Origin of the sequence: Bradymonas sediminis, assembly GCF_003258315.1 — a bacterium.
Lineage (GTDB): Bacteria > Myxococcota_A > Bradymonadia > Bradymonadales > Bradymonadaceae > Bradymonas > Bradymonas sediminis.
In genome coordinates this window covers 190,984-208,365 of record NZ_CP030032.1, presented here as the reverse complement: position 1 = coordinate 208,365, position 17,382 = coordinate 190,984, and the positions used below count along the sequence as shown (strand labels likewise).

Sequence of the window (17,382 nt, the reverse complement as noted above, 5' to 3'; positions counted from 1 at the left end):
CATGTAAAAATATCTATTTGGAGGTCGTCGAGCGAGCGCGCGACGCCACCGCCGGCGCGCTAAAAACGTTTAGGATAAATGCCATCCTCTTTCATTTTCTGAGCCTGCTGAGTGCTCCACCGGTTCTCTCGGGCCGTGCGGTCCGGGAAATAGTCCTGCAGAGCGGTCAACTGGCGCGCCATCTCGCGGTATTCATTGCGCTTCTTCGCCTTGGCGAAGCCGACGCGATAATTCGTCCAGATGGTGTTGAGTTCGGCGCGGGTCGCGTCCTTTTTCGCGGCCAGACCCGCCATCGAAGCAGGAGGCGCGACGTCGCCGGCCTTGGCCAAATAGGCCTCGGCCTCCAGCAATTTCTTATACCCCTCAAAGAGGTTGGGAATGGCGACGGTCTTCTGCTGGATCTTCTCGGTGCCCACCTTATAGGCTTGCTCCGCTCTTTGCACACACGCGGACTGGCCCAGGCAACTCACGTTGATCTCAACGGGCGTTTGCTCGAGCACCGGAATTTCCTGAACCGCCTCGGAGGACTGGTCTCCGCCACCGCTAAAGAAGCTAAAATACACCAAACCGAGGATCGCGGCACCCGCCACGAGGATCAACACGGGGTTGGTCTTCTCTTCCTTCTTGGAGCTATTGAGACGGTCGTGGATCGTCTCCTGTTTCGCGCCGGAGGCATCGAGCATCGCCTCGGAGCTATTGGCGATCTGGTCCCAGCTGGCGCCCGCGTCGCCGGCCTTCTTCGGGGCCGGGGTATTGGCGCCGTTAAGTTGCGGCGCGCCACCGGCCTGGCCGAGGCCTGCCGACAGGGGTGAGCCAAATCCGCCCATACCTTGCTGCTGACCGAGTCCCGGCGCGTCGCCCATCCCGGGCGCCTGGCCGAAGCCCTGCGGTTGTCCGAGCCCCGGCGCCTGACCGAAGCCCTGCGGTTGTCCGAGCCCTGGCGCCTGGCCGAATCCCTGCGGCTGTCCGAGCCCTGGCGCCTGGCCAAAGCCTGGCGTCTGGCCGAATCCGGCCTGGGGCACCGGCGTATTCACCGCCGCCCCAAATCCACCCTGAAGGCCCGAGGCCCCACCGGTCATGCCGCCCGAGTGAGCGGGCGCAGCCGGCTTAAGCGGCGCGTCGTCCGAACGAAAACGAAACTCCAACTGGCCAACGTGGAGCACGCTCGAATCATAAAGCAACACCTCGCCCTGCACCGGCTGCCCGTCGATCGCGGTCAGCCCGCTACGAGACAGCACGACGAGATAGAACGAGCCGTGCTTATAGGCAATGACGGCGTGTTTTCGCGATACGGTGGGGTGGTCTAGGACAAAATCCGACGCTTTATCGCGCCCAATCGAGACCGTCGTGGACTGAAAACTGAAATCTCGTGTTTGCCCGTGTTCTTCGTGCTCGAGCCAAAAAGACGGCATCGTGATTATACCTTATTAAAAGTAATCGGCTTCCGGAGTTCTTCGTATTAGGAAGATCCTTTGACTTTCAAGATCATGGCGCCCATGACCACGACGACAACCGCCGCGAAAATGAACATCAACGGAAATAGGACCTTAACCGCAGCCTCACTGGCCGCTTTCTCGATCTTCTGCGTACGCTTATTTCGAATGGTGTCGATCTGGATTTCGAGGACCGTGGCCAGCGGGGTACCACGCTTCTCGGACTGAATGATCGCGCCGACCATGGAGTTGAGATAGTCGGAGTCGACCCGCTCACACAGGTTGAGCAGGGCGTCGGATTTCGACGTACCGACGCGCATCTCCTGGAGAACCACGCCGAACTCTTGGATCATCGGGTCATCCGGGTTCTGCTGCTGGCCGCGGGTCACGACGCGGTCCAACGCGGTCATGAAGTCGAGGCCTGCGCGCATCGAGAGGACCATCAGGTCGATGGTATAGGGCAGTCGTCGGTCGATCTCGATGAGCCGGTTGGCGATCGCGCCGCTGAGGCTAAGAAACGGAAAATAGAGCGAGGCGATGCCGAAGATGATGGCGATCGGAATATTCGCGGACTCGGCAAAGAGGGTCGAGAAAACCAGCACGAAGGTGAAAGCCCCCAGGCCCACGGTGCAGCAGGTGCCCAGGAACTCGTTCGGGGTAAACGCGCCCATATAGCCCGAGCGCGGCAGCTCGGTGCGCAGGTTCTTGCGAATCCGCTCGATGAAGTTATCGGTCTCGGGCACCATCCGGAAATAATGCGCGAACACCTTAATCATCGGCAACGCCAGGGCGTAGAGCGTCTCCTCCTGGAGCAAACGGGCGCGCTTGGTGAGCCGATAACCGTAAATCTCATCTTCTTGGACCTCGTCGGGCACAAAGCCGTAGGTCAGAAGCGCGAAAGATAGGAACATCAGCGCCGCCGCGCTGACGATGAGTATGGTTGGGTTCAGGCTTAACAATAAGTCCACGATGAAATCCCGGTCTTAGACGCGAATGTTGACGATTTTAAGAATTAGAATCACACCGATGATATTGAGAACGATGGCGACCGACAAAATAAGATAGCCGGTCAGGGTGTTGAAGAGCGGACCGATGAGCTCCGGGTCCATCAGGTAGAACACCGTGACGACGATGGCGGGCATCGACCCCATGACCCACGCCTGCATTTTACCCTGGGCGGTCTGAGTATCGATGACGCGCTCAAGCCGGTAGCTCTCGCGGATGGTGGAACCAATGTCTTCAAGAATCTTGGGGATATCGCCGCCGACGGTACGTCCGACCAGGAGCGCCGAGATCGCCAATTCGAGGTTTCGGGCGGGCATGCGCTGCTGCAGGCGAATCAGGCAGTCATCCAATGGGGTGCCGAGTTTGTACTCGCGCAGCATAACCTGCAGCTCCTGGCTGATAGGCGCAGGCATCGCCGTGGTGACGTCGGCCATCGCCTCAGGCAGCGACGGGTTCGCCTTAAAGGAGTTGGCCATATAGATCATGGCTTCCTCGATCTGCTCGTCGATCTGACGGATTCGCGCGGACCACTCGCGCTTGAGCCACAGGCGCGGCGCGAAGAACCCGGCGACCAACCCGCCCACACCGCCGATCACGCCGCCCAGGGCGAGCACGCCGATGCCAGCGCCGGCCAGGGTGATGAAAATATGGATCAGAACGAACTCTTGCGGAGTCACGTTCAAGAAGAGCCGGTAGAGTTCCTTACCCACGATGCGCTCGTAGACGCCTCGCTCCTGAGCAACTCGGCCGGCCACCCAGTCTCCACCGCCGATGACGGCCAAGACACAGGCTAGAAAAACTGCGATGAGTGCTAACCAAAGATAGAGCACTTTCGTGACTCCCGATTGAGAAAACTTCGAAATAACGGCGTCACGCGCCACGTTTCGTGAGCACGTACCTTCGTCCTAAAATTATACGTCCTCAACAACTCCGATTGTATCGCTGAGCCCGGGGTAGCGCAACCACGTTCCCGGCGCGAAAAACACCGAAATCTTAGAAAAAATCGTCCTCATCGGCCAAGCCCTGCACCAAGAAGGTGTTGAGAAAGCTCGGCAGATACCCTGTCGCCAGGTGGTAGCCGTGAACCTTCATATCCTGATCCACGTGGGTCTGACGGTAGCGATAGATATCCTCGAGGCGAATATGCTCGTCCTCGTCGATCCCGCAGACCTCGGTGATATATGAGATGCGCCGGCTGCCGTCGCTGAAGCGCGACTGCTGCACGATGAGGTCGATAGAGTTGGCGATCTGCTGGCGGATGGCGCGCGATGGCAGCTCCATGCCGCTCATCAGCACCAGGGTTTCCAGACGCGAAATCGCCTCGGTCGGACTATTGCTATGGACCGTGGTCATCGAGCCGTCATGGCCCGTGTTCATCGCCTGGAGCATGTCGAGCGCCTCGCCGCCACGACACTCACCGACGACAATCCGGTCGGGGCGCATACGCAGGGCGTTCTTCACCAGGTCACGGATCGACACCTCGCCCTTGCCCTCGAGGTTGGGCGGCTTGGTCTCAAGGCTGACCACGTGCTCCTGCTGCATCTGGAGCTCGGCGGCATCCTCAATGGTGACAACACGCTCGGTCACCCCAATAAAGCTGGACAACACGTTGAGCAGCGTCGTCTTACCGGAACCGGTACCACCCGAAATGACGATATTTTTGCGCGCGCGCACCGAGCGACCCAGGAATTTAGCCATCTCCGGGGTCATACTCTTAAAGCCCACCAGGTCCCCGACGCCGAGGCGATCTTCGGGGAATTTACGAATCGTCAGGCAGGGGTCTTTAAGGGCGAGCGGCGGAATGACGGCGTTCACACGCGAACCGTCGGCGAGTCGGGTATCGACCAGCGGGTTCGACTCATCGATGCGGCGGCCGCGCGGGATAACGATTCGCTCGATGACGGTCATCATCGACTTCTCGTCATTGAAGAAGCGGTCCGTCAGCACGATGTCCCCGTTGAGCTCGGCGTAGATATGGTCGCGGTCGACGACCATAATCTCGGTGACCTTTCGGTGCTTAATAAGGTCCTCAATCGGGCCAAGCCCGCAGACCTCGTCCATCAACTCCTTGAAGACGTCATCGCGGCTGTAAGGGGGCGGGATCGCGTGGGCGTGAATCTCGAGCAACTGCTTGAGTCGCTCCGAAACCTGGCGGACCGTGCGCGGAGTACGATAGTCGGTAATTTCAAAACTATGGAGGTCAAGACGCTCTTTAAGCGCGTCGTGCAACATCGCCTTAACCTCGACCAGGGCCATACGCTTGGCGCGGTCGATCACCTGCACCGGCTGCCCGGAGAGGTTTATGCGCGGCTCCTCGAAGTCGGTCGCCGGGGCAATTTTGCCAAGATAACTGTCGAGATCACGGTGGTTGCCGAGCGGGGAGGCCGACGCCAGCGGGGGGGACGGCGCGGCTGCCAGCGCGGCGCCCTCGCTGATCGCGGGGCGGGAGGTAGCGCGCGGGCGGCTCTGGGCCGGCATATGCGCGGTGGTGCTTGCGCTGCCTCGGGATTCCCGTCGCCCGGCGACGCGGTCACGCCGGCGTGGCGCGCGCTGATGGCCGACCTGCCCGGCGACATCCTCGACACAAAATTGATAGGTGTCGATGGCCGCGAATTCGCCGAGGGCCAGTTCGTGGACGCGATCGACCCGCTGGTTACCCACCAGAACGCCGTTGGCGGACTGGTTCACCAGCACAATGCGCTCCCCCATCACCTTAATGATCGCGTGGCGCCGGCTTACTGCCTTGCTGCTCAAGACAATATCGTTGCTCTTACTGCGCCCCAACGAGACTTCGGCGACCGCTTTGTCGACCGGGTAGAGATATTCCTGCCCATTACTATCGAGCACACGTATTTGCTTCATCTTTCCATACTGTGGTCAAAGGGGGTTTGGCCGGCGGGTCGGACTATTTAGGCGCGCGGCACCGGCCAACAGGAGCCGACCGATGCCGCGCGCTTTACTCTTTTACTCCAGAAGCGCCGGGTCCTCTTGCGTCTCAGCAGGCGCCGCAGGGGCAGCACTACGAGATGCCTTTTGGGTCATAAGGTCCGGCAGGTCCTCGGGTTCCGCGCCGGCGTCCATCAGTCCCTTAAAGACGCCGTCGATCATCTCTTCATGAACCTGCTTGCCCGGCTTGTAGACCCGCGGCGTCACGAAGAGCGCGTTATCCAGGGAGCTGCCCAGGAAGTTGCGGCTCTTGAACATCCAGCCGAGGATCGGAATGCGCGAGAGCATCCAGATACCGCTGGTGTTGGAGGTATCGTTGATATTCATCTGGCTCGAGATCAGCACCGACTGGTCAGCCACGGTGTTGACCACGCTGACGACCGAGGTGTTTCGCAGCGCGGGGATATTGTCGACGGCGTTGGAGTAATCCAGCTCGCTGAAGTCCATGACGATGTCGAGCTTCACCTGGTCATTTACGTCGATAACCGGCGTGACTTTGACCTCGAGCCCGTACGGGATCTCTTCGAGGGTCGCGACCTGCGTGCCGGCGATCTTAATCAGCAGCGTACCACCGTTATGATACTCGGCGGCCTTGCCTGCCTCGGTGATGATCTTGCCATGGTTGATGGTCTTGACCAGGCCGTTGGAGACCAGGAAGTCCAGGGCAACGTTGACCTGGCCGACCATCGAGAAATAGGAGGTCAGGCCGTCGCCGCCGGTGAGCCGGGCCGGCTCCGAGAGCAGGGTGCCGGTCTTACCGGGCAGCACGCCCGACTCGAGCTGAGCGTTATTGCCGTAATACAGCGGCACATCGCCGGTGCCGAACGTATAGTTCGCCCCGACAAACTGGCCCCACTTCACGCCAAGCTCGTCACGATTCACGGTGGCGAGTTGGACGAAGTAGAGGTCCACGGCGACCATGCGAGCGTCCTCAACGAACGCCTCGCGATAGGTCGTGAAGTTAAGCAGTTGGTTGGGGTAAAGCCCCGTCATCACGTCGATCTTGCGCTTAAACTGCTCGCCGGACACCTCGCCCTCGAGCAGGACGCGCCCCTTCACCACGCGAACTTCGACGCCCGAGGCCGACCCGAGCACCTCGCGGACCTCTTCGGCCAGCGACTGCGGGTTGGTGCCGACGACGCGGACCAAGAGGGTGCGCTGTCCGCTGCTGCCGTTGATATTGATGGTGGTCGTGCCGGGCTGCTTGGCGGTCACCAAGAGTTGTCCGTTGCTGATGACCTGGGCGTCCGCGATATTGGGAAGTCCGATACTTACCGAACGCACACCACGACCACTGAAGGTCAGCGTCTCGCCGACCGCGAGATTAAACTCTTTGTCCGGCGCCTGTGCATGAACTTCACTCGGCGCGTGGGTCACCACGACTGCCGAACTCGCAAGCAACATCACTAAGAGTAGTCCCAACCGTTTGTACTGCCGCATATCACTCCTCGATTCCATCCAAAAACCCAGCCCGGTTTCGGGTGAGCCATATCAGTAGCCCGCTGTGGGGCACCATAATTTCAATAAACATTCAAGCGTTCTGCCCGAGCATACATCAAGATTAGCTATCTTGTAAGCTATGTTGCCCCTGGTATGCCCGCTTATTTTCCAGTTACTGCATTTCTCGCGCGGCGCGAGCGCAAATTTCGCGCCTTAAAACTCAAAAACACGGGGTGGGCTACCCCCTCCTGCCTCTATACAGGGGTAAGGGGGAGTCGATCCACGCCGTGTTTTCGATTGTAAGTTCATATATTATGAACGTTTGCTTAGCGATCCGAGCCGCGGAAGATGACCGGTCCTTCCGGCTCTTTCTTTTTCGCCGGACGCTTGGTCTTCTGACGCGTGTGGCGGATCGTGTTGATGACCTCGAGGTCCTCCAGCACGCGGCGTAGGGTCGTGCTCTTGATCGTTCCCTGCTCGACGTCTTCGGAGTTACGCAGAAGAATCATCAGCTCGCCGCGGGTCTGCGCGATGGTGAGCAGTTCGGCCTCACTGATCGTGACCGACGGGGTGATGGTGCTATATCCGCCGCGTGCCCGACCCGAACCGTCCTGGCCGCCCGCGCTGATTCCCGAGATCTCCTGACCAACGGCCAGCAGCGTCACGCTCTGCAGCAGGGTAATGGTCATATAACCGGTGCTGGCACCACCGCCGGCGTCCTGAATGGTCTGCTCTTCGCCGGCGACCGGGAAGGTGCCCAGGATATCGACGCGATCGCCGGGGCGAAGCAGCCCCGAGACGCCGCTGATCGTATCGACCGGCAACGACATGGCGCGCTCTCCCGGGGGAATGCGGCTCGACAGGGTGTTCGCGGACTGAACCGACGCGATGTCGCTCGACAGGAGCATATCGCCGGCCTGGATACGACGGTTTACCGGAGCGCCGACATAATCGGAGAACTCGCTCTGATAAATCGGGTTGGGCGGAAGGTTGCTGCGAGGCACCTTCTTGACGGTCACGTTATCTTTGGTCAGCGCCGCACCCTCGGGCACGTCAGTCGCCGAATAGATAACCTCAACCTCATCGGCCTTAATCGCCTCCAGCTTTTCAGTCTGCTGCTGAGAGAAAAGATAGACCAAAAGCGCTGCAAACGCGCCGACGATAACTGCCGCAATTAGTAGCTTCTTTTTTGCCATCTGGAAAATCCTCTCGGAAGGTGAGCTCAAGCCCAAATAATCAATCGTGCTGCAATGGTATCGGCGAGCGAATGCCGCGTGGTTGCCGCTTTGAATCTGTTGACGGTCAAAACAATACCAGACCTATAAAAGTTGGTCCAGCCGATATTCCCTGGCGGTTCAGAAAAATCGCCCATAAATTACAACATCTTAAAGATAGTTATTTTCACGAAACCACGCGATCGAGTCCGTTAGCGTTTGACGGTAAGGGCGCGCCGTGTGGTCGATTTCGGCGCGCGCGCGCTCATCGAGCAGCGGGCGACAGAGCGCCATTAAATCGGTGCCCACCACCCAGGCCGGCGGGTTCGCGCCGATGCGCCGACCGATCTTCTCGGCGGCCCGCGCGACCCCGCGCACCGGGGCCGAGGGCAGATGAAAGCGCGGCGCGTCGACCCCGGCCAGGTGACTGACGGCCTCGCCAAAATCAGCGACGCTCAAATTACTCCCGCCCAGGATATAGCGCCGCCCCGGCCGCCCGCGCTCCATCGCCGTCACCGCAGAATCCGCGACATCGCGCACATCAACCATATTAAAGGTATCGCCGATCAGCGCCGGCATCTTGCCACGCGCGATGCGCAGGATGATCTCGCCGCTGGTGGGCTTATGATCGCCTGGTCCAAAGACCGCGCTTGGGACCAGGACCACCGCAGCCAACCCGCGCAGCATATAGCGATAGACCTCGGCCTCCATCGCCCACTTCGCCTCGAAATAGGCGTTTTGCACGGTCCCGGGCACATAGAAATCGGTCTCATTGAGGCCGCGGCGCTCCGGCGCCTGACGCTCCGGGTCGGGGCGAAGCATGCCGGTCTTATCCTCGCGCGTCAGCTTCGACACATCCCCCACCCCGAGGGTCGCCGGGCTCGAAATATAGACCACCCGCGCCACCCGCTGGGCCAGGCATTCGTCGAATAGGTTGCGAATCTGGCCGACCCCCTTTTGCCGCGCGGCCTGCATATCGAGGCCATCGCGAGGATAGAACCCGGCGCAATGGATCACCCCGGGGCACCCGCGCATCGCCGCGCGAAGGGTCTCTGGCGCGTCGAGATCGCCGTCCACCCACTCGACCTTCGACGCAGCGATCCCGGGCAAATCACGCCCGGCGCGGCGCATCGCGCGCACCGAATAGCCGCGCTTGAGCAGCGTTTGCACGATATGCTGCCCGATGAACCCGGTGGCACCCGTCACAAGAATGGTGGGGCGCGCCGGGGTCTCGGGCTGTGAATTCGTATTTTCGCTCATAGATTTCGCTCAACTCGACACATTTAATATTCAACCCTTATAATCGCCGCCATCTTGGCCCCTGCCTCGCCGTTCTGCAAGGGCATTGAGCAGCGCTCAATCGCTGCCCAAAAACGGCGAAACCGCCCCTCCAAAGCGCGAAATCCCGCCGAGGATTCCCAAGGCATCTCCGTGACTTTACAGGAGGGCGCAAGTCCGCTAGTCGGTCAATCAGGCAGAGTACTTTCATTTCATCGGGACCCTCCACACACGGGGAGTCCTCTCTATTTTCAACCGCGAGGACTATCATGACGGACATCACGAATCTCGGCATTCTCGGCTACGACGGATTGCGCTTTGTCACGCTTGACCTGAAGCGAAGCCACGACTTCTACACCAAGAAAGTCGGCTTTACGCAGATCGCGAAATCCAGCGACGCCTGGACCGAAGAGACCGGCGATACCGCCGCGGTTTACCAGGCTGGCGACGTCACCATCGAAGTCATCGAGCCCAACCGCGACGGCTCCTTCGGCAGCTACCACCGCCATTTCCACGCCGCCGGTATCGCCACCGTCAACTTCCGCGTGCGCGACATCGAAGCCGCCTGGAAGCACCTTGAGGAGCGCGGCGCGACCTTTATCGCCGACATCCAGACCGACGAGATCGACGGCGGACGCTACCGTCGCTTCGAGATCGCCACCCCGCTTGGCAACGCGACCTTCGGCTTCGTCGAGCGCGCTGAGTACCCGGGATACGCCCCCGGATTCGACGTGGTCGAGACCGACGTGCACAACGAATTCGGCATCGGCGGCATCGACCATCTCACCGTCAATATGAGCACGCTTAAGCCGTATATTGACTGGTACAAGAACGTCCTGGGCATGGAGAAGTTCTGGGAGATCGACTTCCACACCAGCGACATCAACCCCGGCGCGGGCTCCGGGTCCGGCCTGAAATCGATCGTGGCCAAAGACCCCGAAAGCGGCGTCAAATTTGCCAATAATGAGCCGCTTCGCCCGTATTTCCATCGCTCGCAGATCCAGAAATACCTGGAAGACTTCGGCGGCCCGGGCATCCAGCACGCGGCCTTCGAAGTCGAGGACATCATCACGGTCGTGCGCGAGATGCGCGAGCGCGGCGTGGTCTTCTTGCACACGCCCCACTCCTACTACGCCGCGCGCCCCGCGACGCTGGCCGAGCAGGGCGTGCCCGAGATCGACGAAGATTGGCAGGTCCTGGAAGACCTCGAGATCGCCATCGACGGCTCCGAAGATGGGTATTTGCTCCAGATCTTCATGAAAGAAGCCGCCCTTCTTTATGATGAGCCGGAAGCCGGCCCGTTCTTCATCGAGCTGATCCAGCGCAAAGGCGACCGCGGCTTCGGCGGCGGCAACTTCCGCGCCCTCTTCGAGGCCATCGAGCGCGACCAGCTCGGCGACCTGGCGGGCACCAAAGCAGAATAAGCAGCGCACAAGACCTTTAATTTCAACTTTCGGGTTGAAATTTGAGGAAATGTGAACAGGTTTCAAGGTGCGCCGATGAGTTATTCATCGGCGCACCTTTTTTTATTGTCTGTTTACACGACCCGATTGGCCTGCCTGAGTATGTCTCATCGCTATCGCTCAAGCTCGTGTATTTGTTGATACGCACGCAATCGACTGGGAGGGAATATGAGGATCTTGCCGCGCGATGCCACGCGCTCCCGAAGCCATACGGGACTCGACGCCGAGCCCTCTCTGCCCATACTCGACCGCCCCGCCGGGGTGCTCTGGGTCGACGATGATCCGCAATTCACCGCGCGTGCGCGCACCCTCGCCGAACAATCACTGCTCCACCTTCACGTCGCCCGAACACCAGACGAAGCCTCAGAGATTGTCGCCATCTATGGCAGTGAAATCGTGGCGGGATTCCTGAATATCGACCTGCTCGGGGAGCCCTCGACCGAAGCGTGGCTGACCGAAACCCGCGCCCACCCCAAGGCCCGCCGCATTCCGCTGGCCTTTCTGTCGGCGCGCGACGACCTGCGCACCCGCGTCTGGGCCGCCCACGAGGGCGCGCGACTCTTCCTCAACACCCCGGTCGACCCCACCGAGCTTAGCCAGGCCATCAACCAACTCGTCGCGCTTCGCCGCGCCGCGCGCCCCTCCATTCTGATCGTCGACGAAGACCGCGACTTCGCCGGCGCCCTGAGCGACCAACTCAACGCCTACGGGATGCAGAGCGTCGCGCTCGATGACGCAAGCCAACTGCTCACCCAACTTCAATGCAGCGATCCCGACGCCGTGATCGTCGACGCCCAAACCCCCGACATCAATGGCTTCGACCTGTGTCGTGTCCTGCGCACCCACTCGCGCTGGCAGGACCTCCCCGTGCTCATCATGGGGCGCGACAACCGACTCGGCGCTCGTCTGGCCGCCTTTGAGGCCGGCAGCGACGACTTCCTGCCGCGTCACAGCGCGCCCGCAGAATTTTTGGTCCGCATTCAGACCCATATTGAGCGCTCCCGCATGATGCGCGAGCGCGCCGACCGCGACCCGCTCACCGGCCTGCTCACCCGCCGCGCCCTGCTCGAATCCCTGGCCGCGCGTCTCTCTGAGGTGAGCCGAAAGAAGCAAAATCTCGCCTTCTGCCTGCTCGACCTCGACCACTTTAAGCGCATCAACGACACCCACGGCCACCTCGCCGGCGACCGGGTGCTCGCCGGGCTCGGCCGGCTCCTACAAAATCGATTTCGCGTCGAGGACCTGCGCGGGCGCTGGGGCGGCGAGGAATTTGTCGTGGTGATGGCCAATGAGGGGATGCATAACGCGCGGACTATCCTGGAGCGCATCCGCAGGGAATTCGCGGAGCTCGACTTCCAGGCCGTCAACGGCGAGAACTTTCGGGTATCGTTTAGCGCCGGTATCGCGGAGTTTCCGACCCATGGCCGCGACGTCGAGGCGATCTTTAGCACCGCCGATCGCCACCTCTACGCCGCCAAAGCCGCGGGGCGAAATCGCATCATTCGAACCCCGCAGATCAACTGATCAAAGCGGGCGCGGCCGGAATCCGAACTCCTGCTGAGCCCGCGTCGAGTCGAGCCAGGTATTCGCGCCGAAGAGCGCAAGCGCGCGAAGACGGTGCACGTCATCGCTCAGCCGCACCTGGTAGCGCCCCAGCGTGCGCTCGCCCTCCCCCTTCGGCTTCAGCCGCTTATAAAGCTCACCCACCGTCGTATTCTCGCCGCCGAGACAGCGCCGATCGCCGCCAAAGGGCTGGCGCGTCGGCTCGGTCGCGGCCGCCAGGTGCGCCTGCGCCACCGCGTCGACATCCACGACGTTAATACGCGCCTCGTCAGGCAACCCGGCGAGGAGCTCCCGGGTGGGCAACACCGCCCCTTCACCGACACAAATCCCCGGGCATAACAGGATCAAATCCATGCCATCGGCGGCCTGGCGAAAACACTCCAACTCGACCGCATATTGCGCCTCGACCTGGTTCTCAAGCGAGGCTAGCAACGCAGGACGAAACGGCGACTCCGCGAGCTCCGCGCCGATGCCACTGCCGGGCAAATAGACCTCTTCGGCGCTCGACATCGCCTCGACCGACGAGCGCGCGACCGTCGTCGCACAACTCGTCACCACCACACGCTCAACATCCACCGCCCGACTCACCGCCAACAAATTACGGATGCCCTGCACACTGTCGCGCAGATATTCCGGCCCGGGGCGATCAAGACGCGGCGCGGCCGCCATAAAGACGCAATTATAGCCCGGAAGAATCTCAACGAGCCGCTCCCGATCGACCAGGTCCCCCACGACCGTATTCACCTGCAGATTCGCCACCGCCGCCGGGTCGCTATCCCACCGGCGCAGCGCGTCGACCTCAAACTCACTTTCCCGAAGAGCCTTCACGATATGTCGACCCACAAACCCGGTCGCCCCGACTACCAACGCGCGCCTAATCATAATTCGGTCCTAAATCTTCAGATTATCAGCAGGCTTTTCATGCCATAGCCCGGCGGAATGTGCCATCCACCCGCGTCATCCCGCGAAATCCCGGCCGCCGCACTTTGCATCGCGCCTCCGGTATCATACAAGGAGGGGCGAACCGCATGGTTTGCGATGAATACGCGATTCAAACTGCGATGTTAATCACCACTTTTGCACCTCGTGGCCCGATGCTCTCCACCTTTTCAATTCCAGAAAACCTCGCCGAAACCGCCCCCTTCTATATCGCCCCGACCGGTCCGGTCTGGCGAGTGAGGGGCGCCGCGATCCGGGGCGATTCGGAGCGCCATGGGCACGACTTCCTCTTGCGACGCCTGCCCCTGGGCAAGTCGATGCTGCGCATCTCGCCGCTATTGGCCGAGATCTCGCGGGTCGATCACCCGAATATGTGGGGCCCGAGTTATTGGAAAAAAGACGGCGATATGGTCTGGATCGCCTCGCAAATGCCGCCGGGAAAACTCCTGGGCTGCGACCACGTCGAGCACCCCGACGCCTGGCGATTGAGCTGGGCGCAGGCCCTCGAATTATGGCGCCCGATCGCCGAGAGCACCGCGCGGCTGCACCGCCGCGGCCTGGTCCACGGGTCAATCGCCCCGTGGAATACCTGGCTCGACGCCTCGAACGCCGAGTTGAGCACCCTCGACGCCGGCTGCTGGATTGGCGACGACTTCGCCGCGCTCACCGGCGGCCCGCACGCCGAATGGATCGCCCCGGAGCTGCGCTGCGAGGTCGCGATGCGCCACGCCACGCCCGCCAGCGATATCTACGGATTGGCACGGCTGCTGCTGCGTTTGCTGCTCACGCCCGACCAGGCGCGCGCGATGCGACCGAGCTTCACCGGCCTCCCCGCCTTCGCCATCCCGGCCCTCAATAACGCCCTCCACGAAGATCCGACCCGCCGCCCCGGGCGCGTCGCCGATCTCATCACGGCCACGGTCCCCCAACCTTTTTATACCGGCGCCCCCGCCGAGCCAGCCGACGCCGAGGCCGAGCCCGCCGCCCCGGTCAACTCGGTCGAAGCCGAGTTAGAACGCGGCGCGACGACCATCTCATTGCTCCACGCGCGCGTCTCCGAGATCGAGCTGCTCGAGCACCCCAAACTTGGCGCGGGCATCAAATTTTATATGACCCGCGACGAGGGTCGCATCGGGGCGTTCTTCTACCAAAAACAGACCCCCGAGGTCTTTGAGAGCGTCAAATGGGTGTGGGAGGGCTGCGAGCTCAACCTCCTGGACGCCCGCGTCATCACCAACTCGGCCGGCGAACCGTTTTTGACCGGCCAGGAGAATACGCTGCCGGTGCTCGAGCCACATATGCCGATGAGCGTCAGCGATGTGCTCAAGGCCGAGGGTTGCACGAGCCGATTCCTGGTCGACCAGCGAAGCCGCGGACCGTCGAGTCGCCCGCTCGTCTTCGGTAACCTCGTCCACGGATTGCTCGACGATCTGGTCGAGCCCAACCCGCCCGACTTCGACACCGCCTACCAGACGCGCGTCGCCGAGCTTCGCCTCGATATGCTCGCCGCGGGCCTGCAGGACTCCGACCTAAAAGAGCTCTACGAAGATGCGCGCCAGCATTTCGCCAATATCGAGCGCTTCACCTCCAAGCGCACCGCCAACTCCAGCGACGAAGATCGCGTCGGCTGGAGCGGGCGCAACGTCGAGGTCACGCGCTACTCGACCCGCTACGGCATCGAGGGCCGCGTCGACCTGGTCTCACAGGACCCGCGCGACGGGCTGCAGATCATCGAGCTCAAGACCGGGCGCGCCTGGGACGGCCATTTTAGCCAGCTCCAATTCTACCGTTTCTTGTGGGAGGGCCTGGCCGAAGAGCGCGACCTCGAGATCACCGGCCATCTTCTCTACTCGCGCTTTAGCAACCTCAAAGCCGCGCCCATGCAGGACACCGCGCGCGAGCGGCGCATCCTGCGCGCGCGCAACGAACTCATCGCCTGCCTGCGCAGCTTCGTTGACCCGAATTATAGCTACGACGTCCCGTATTTTATGCAGAACCCGCGCGCCTGTAACTCCGCGGGCTGCAAATTCCGCCGCGACCGCTGCGAGCAACAAACCTCGGTCCTGGGCCTGGCCCACCGCCAGCAAGCCTACTCGACCCAAGGCGACGCCCAATACGCGGTCGACACCCTGGAGACCCGCGCCTGGGCCTGGCACCGCCATTTTGTGCGCCTCATCGAGATGGAGCGCTGGGCGGCGACCGTCAAACTCGGCGCGGTGCTGCACCCGGCCAGGCTTGAGGAGCGAAAGAAAAATTACGACGCGATCGACAACCTTGAATTGGTCGCGGCCTACCCCGAATTCGGCTCCATCGCGTTTCGCCACAAACCCAACGGCGAAGACGACCCGCGCATCTTTCGCCCCGGCGACTATGTGCTGGCCCACCGCGGCGACTTTAACACCTCGCATATTCTGCGCGGCCGCGTCGTCTCGGTCGAGCGCGACGCCTCGCACACCGACACCCAGATCACGATGTCCACGCGCGGCGCCCCCATCGCCTCCGAACTGCTGGGCGACGGCTGGATCCTCGATAAATTGCCGGCGCGCATCGGCTTTAGTCAGGCCCACCACGCGCTCTACGCCGCGCTGGAGCGAAGCAGCGCCGAGCGGCGCACGATCCTCTTCAAACCGGAGTCCGCGCAGGCCCAGAAACTCCTGTCCGAGACCGACCCGCGCTTTCGCCCCGACGCCAAGACCGCCCAGCTCAACCCCAGCCAGCAGCAGGCGGTCGCGCGCGCGGTGAGCACCGCCGGCGGCGCGCTGATCCAGGGCCCGCCCGGCACCGGCAAAACCACCGTTATCGCCCACGCGGTGCGCGAGCTCGTCGCGCGCGGCAAAAAGGTGCTGCTCTCCGCGTTCACAAACACCGCCGTCGACACGATCTTGCTAAAATTGCTCGAGATCGGTTTCGATGATTTTGTGCGCGTCGGCGGCATTGAAAAGAGCCCCGATCTGGCGCGAAAACTGCGCGACTCCGGGCGCACGCCGAGCCGATTTTTCACCACCGAGATGGCCGAAGAGATCGTCTCACTCGACCTGCTCGCCGACGATCTTCTCAACGCCAACGTCATCGCGAGCACCGCGCATCGCTGCGCCAACTCGCCGATGATGAGCTTCTTGCGCGAGCAGCGCGGCGACCTCCCCTTCGACGTCGCCATCGTCGACGAGGCCGGCCAGATCACCGAGCCCATGACCCTCGCCGCGATTAACCTGGGCGCGCGATTTGTGCTGGTCGGCGACCACCGCCAACTTCCCCCGATCGTCGAGAACGAGCAGGCGCACTCGAATTTTGTGGCCGAGATGCGCCCCAAAGATCTGCCCGCGGCCGACGCGCGCGACCTCGAAACGCTGGGGTGCGCCGGGCTCAACCAGAGCCTCTTTGAGCGCCTTATCACCCGGCTTCCCTACGTCATGCTCGACGAGCAATACCGCATGCACGCCCAGATCATGGCGTTCTCCAACGCCGCCTTTTACGGCGGCAACCTTCGCGCCCACACCTCGGTCAGCGCTCGCCAAATCGCCTTCGACACCCTGGCCGCCACGCCCGATCGCGACGCCACCCAACAGCTGCTCCAACCCGACTACGCCCTGCTCTTTGTCAACGTCGACCCCGTGGCCGACCAACTTTCGGACACGGGCAATCGCGACATCCCCCTGCTCACCAAACGCCACAACTCGCGGCATAACGAGAGCGAGGCCGAGGCCATCATCGAGACCGTTGAGGCGATGCTCAAAGCAATGCCGGCGGCCGGCGAAGACACTGCCAACCCGCTCTCGATCGGCATCGTCAGCCCCTTCCGCGCGCAGGTGCAGCTGCTCCGAAACCTGCTCACCGAGCGCATCCCCGACGACGCCGGGCGCATCGACGTCGACACCGTCGAGCGTTTTCAGGGCAGTGAGCGCGATATCATCCTGGTGAGCCTTGTCAAAACCGGGCGCGCGGGTGATTTTTTGGCCGACGAGCGCCGCCTCAACGTCACCCTCACCCGGGCGCGCCAAAAACTCGTGGTCTTCGGCAGTCACGCCTGCCTGGCGCTCAACCCGATGTACCGCTCGCTGATCGAACAGCCCGAGACTTATTTCGTAAATTGGAGTCGTTGAT

11 protein-coding genes are annotated in these 17,382 nt (G+C 61.9%); 3 read left to right on the top strand and 8 right to left on the bottom strand.

The features are described 5' to 3' along the window. Positions 1 to 59: 59 nt before the first annotated feature. The 7 genes from DN745_RS00705 to DN745_RS00675 form a co-directional block, all read right to left on the bottom strand. Complete coding sequence (locus DN745_RS00705; protein ID WP_111331217.1) at positions 60 to 1,412, bottom strand: FHA domain-containing protein; 1,353 nt, start codon at positions 1,410 to 1,412, stop codon at positions 60 to 62. 47 nt (positions 1,413 to 1,459) lie between these two features. Next, positions 1,460 to 2,401, bottom strand: a complete 942-nt coding sequence (locus DN745_RS00700; protein WP_133622133.1) for a type II secretion system F family protein — start codon at positions 2,399 to 2,401, stop codon at positions 1,460 to 1,462. A gap of 15 nt (positions 2,402 to 2,416) precedes the next feature. After that, positions 2,417 to 3,268 (bottom strand): type II secretion system F family protein, encoded by an 852-nt coding sequence (locus DN745_RS00695; protein ID WP_133622132.1) that lies wholly within the window; start codon positions 3,266 to 3,268, stop codon positions 2,417 to 2,419. 163 nt (positions 3,269 to 3,431) lie between these two features. Then, positions 3,432 to 5,300 carry a TadA family conjugal transfer-associated ATPase gene (locus tag DN745_RS00690; protein ID WP_111331211.1) on the bottom strand — a complete coding sequence of 623 codons (1,869 nt, stop codon included), beginning with the start codon at positions 5,298 to 5,300 and terminating at the stop codon, positions 3,432 to 3,434. A 102-nt stretch (positions 5,301 to 5,402) separates the two neighbouring features. After that, positions 5,403 to 6,824 (bottom strand): type II and III secretion system protein family protein, encoded by a 1,422-nt coding sequence (locus DN745_RS00685; protein WP_162687370.1) that lies wholly within the window; start codon positions 6,822 to 6,824, stop codon positions 5,403 to 5,405. 326 nt (positions 6,825 to 7,150) lie between these two features. After that, a complete protein-coding gene (gene cpaB, locus DN745_RS00680) occupies positions 7,151 to 8,020 on the bottom strand; it encodes a Flp pilus assembly protein CpaB (protein ID WP_111331207.1) in 870 nt (289 codons plus the stop codon). A 189-nt stretch (positions 8,021 to 8,209) separates the two neighbouring features. After that, complete coding sequence (locus DN745_RS00675; protein WP_111331205.1) at positions 8,210 to 9,298, bottom strand: NAD-dependent epimerase/dehydratase family protein; 1,089 nt, start codon at positions 9,296 to 9,298, stop codon at positions 8,210 to 8,212. Positions 9,299 to 9,585: 287 nt separating this feature from the next. Here DN745_RS00675 and DN745_RS00670 point away from each other — a divergent pair, with 287 nt between their 5' ends. After that, positions 9,586 to 10,740, top strand: coding sequence for a 4-hydroxyphenylpyruvate dioxygenase family protein (locus DN745_RS00670; protein ID WP_111331203.1), 1,155 nt, complete (start codon positions 9,586 to 9,588; stop codon positions 10,738 to 10,740). Positions 10,741 to 10,947: 207 nt separating this feature from the next. Further along, entirely contained in the window at positions 10,948 to 12,303 is a 1,356-nt protein-coding gene (locus DN745_RS00665; RefSeq protein WP_111331201.1) for a diguanylate cyclase, read from the top strand. Here DN745_RS00665 and DN745_RS00660 read toward each other — a convergent pair whose 3' ends face one another. Beyond that, positions 12,304 to 13,224: an NAD(P)H-binding protein gene (locus tag DN745_RS00660; protein WP_111331199.1), complete on the bottom strand. Its 921-nt coding sequence runs from the start codon at positions 13,222 to 13,224 to the stop codon at positions 12,304 to 12,306. A gap of 212 nt (positions 13,225 to 13,436) precedes the next feature. Here DN745_RS00660 and plbH point away from each other — a divergent pair, with 212 nt between their 5' ends. Beyond that, complete coding sequence (plbH, locus tag DN745_RS00655; protein WP_162687369.1) at positions 13,437 to 17,381, top strand: PLuB system helicase-like protein; 3,945 nt, start codon at positions 13,437 to 13,439, stop codon at positions 17,379 to 17,381. Position 17,382: the final 1 nt, after the last annotated feature.